Below are 1,853 nucleotides of genomic sequence, written 5' to 3'. Positions count from 1 at the left end.
GTAGTTTCTACTCCATATTGGCATGCACAAGAACTTTTAGCTGATAATAGAGGCAAATTATTTGATTTTAAAAATGATGTGCAACTGGCAACCATCGTCAATGAACTATTAAGTGATAAGGATAAATATCAAAAATTGAAGCGAAATGCTTATGAATATGGCTTAAATCTTCGTTGGCCAGCCATTGGAAGTGTTTATCTTAATGTGTTAAATGAAGCTCTGGCCAATGGAAAAAGACCCGAAAGAGTTACTCCTCCTATTATTGATGTGGAGGGTATGCCAGCGCTTAATTTAGATCATATTTCGCTACTAACAGATGATACCGGAATTATTCAGCACGCCCGTTTTGGCATTCCAAATCTGAAAGAAGGCTATTGCATTGATGATAATGCGAGGGCATTAATTATGGCATTAATGGCTATCGAGCAGGATAAAAATCCTAAAGCTTTAAAATTCATGCCTGTTTATCTGAGCTTTATTCAATATATGCAAACCGATGATGGGAATTTTAGGAATTTCTTGAGTTTTAACCGCAATTATTTGGATAAAATAGGCTCAGAAGACTCTTTTGGCCGTACCATCTGGTCATTGGGTTATTTAGTTTGCAGTGCACCCAACAATTCTTACCGTGAATTTGGTAGAGAATTATTTTCGCATTCTATTCCGCATTTTAAAGAATTAAAATATCTCCGTGGAAAAGCCAATACCATTATTGGTCTATCATATTATCTTTGTGCCCATCCTGGTGATGAGTTAATCACAAAAGAAATCAATATGCTGGCCAATTCATTAATGGCATCATATCAAGACAATAAGGATGGCGATTGGCATTGGTTTGAAGATATTCTTACCTATGATAATGCAATCCTTCCTTTGGCTTTGCTTCATCATTATGAAGTTACCGGAAATACAACATCCTATAAAATTGCGATGGAGAGTATTGAGTTTTTAAATAGCTTTTCTTTCGAAAATGGCTATCTAAATCCGGTTGGAAATGCAGGATGGATGAAAAAACATGGCAAAAATCCTATCTATGACCAACAGGCTATAGAAACAATGGCAATGGTTTTACTCTATGCTAAAACATTCGAGGTAACCAAAGATGATAAATATTTAAATTTAATGCATGTTAGCTACGAATGGTTTTTAGGAAGAAACAGCCTTCATATTCCTTTATACGATTTTGAAACACATGGATGTGCTGATGGGCTACAGTTTAACAGTGTAAACAGGAATCAAGGTGCTGAGAGTACATTGGCCTATTTCATCTCCCATTTAGCTATATTAAAGGCAGCAGAAGCCGAATATGAAACACTTTCGTCTCCCCTGGTGGAGGCAGATAAATGTAGCTAAAGATTAATTTGTCTTGGAAATATAAAAAGGCTGATTCAGAAATGAACCGGCCTTTTTTATATTGTTTTGAAGAATAAGTCGAGACGATCGTCACCATGACCTGTAGCGCCGCGGAAAGAGCTATGAAGTAAACCGAGCCTTAAGCGAGCTCACCGAAGGTAATTTATTTCAGGGTCTTGATGACCAGTAAGATGCTGAAACAAGTTCAGCAGGACGGCTAATTATACGATCTGTCATCCTGAGCCTGTCGAAGGACTTGTTTAAATGCCCATAAAACGTTTCGACAAGCTCTCCGTAGGAGTCCTTTGCACAACGTGACAGATCGAATGAAACCACAACTTATGATATAGCCTAATGAAAGATCTGTTTTAATTATTTTCCAGCAATTTGGCTAGCAACAACTCCAGATTTACGCTTGCAAACGAAGAACTATAATCAGATAAACCATAAGGGATAATTAATTCTCCATTACTGATAATCGATCCGCAGGAATATACCAC

At 37.1% G+C, this 1,853-nt stretch carries 1 pseudogene; it reads left to right on the top strand.

Annotated features, from left to right (window positions below):
• A pseudogene (locus AC1DND_RS26955) lies at positions 1-1,353 on the top strand (glycosyl transferase); the annotation flags it as partial.
• Positions 1,354-1,853: the final 500 nt, after the last annotated feature.

The organism is Pedobacter sp. 01N416 (assembly GCF_056399685.1).
The sequence above is the reverse complement of the archived record's forward strand: the minus strand, read 5'-3'. Positions and strand labels throughout refer to the sequence as shown.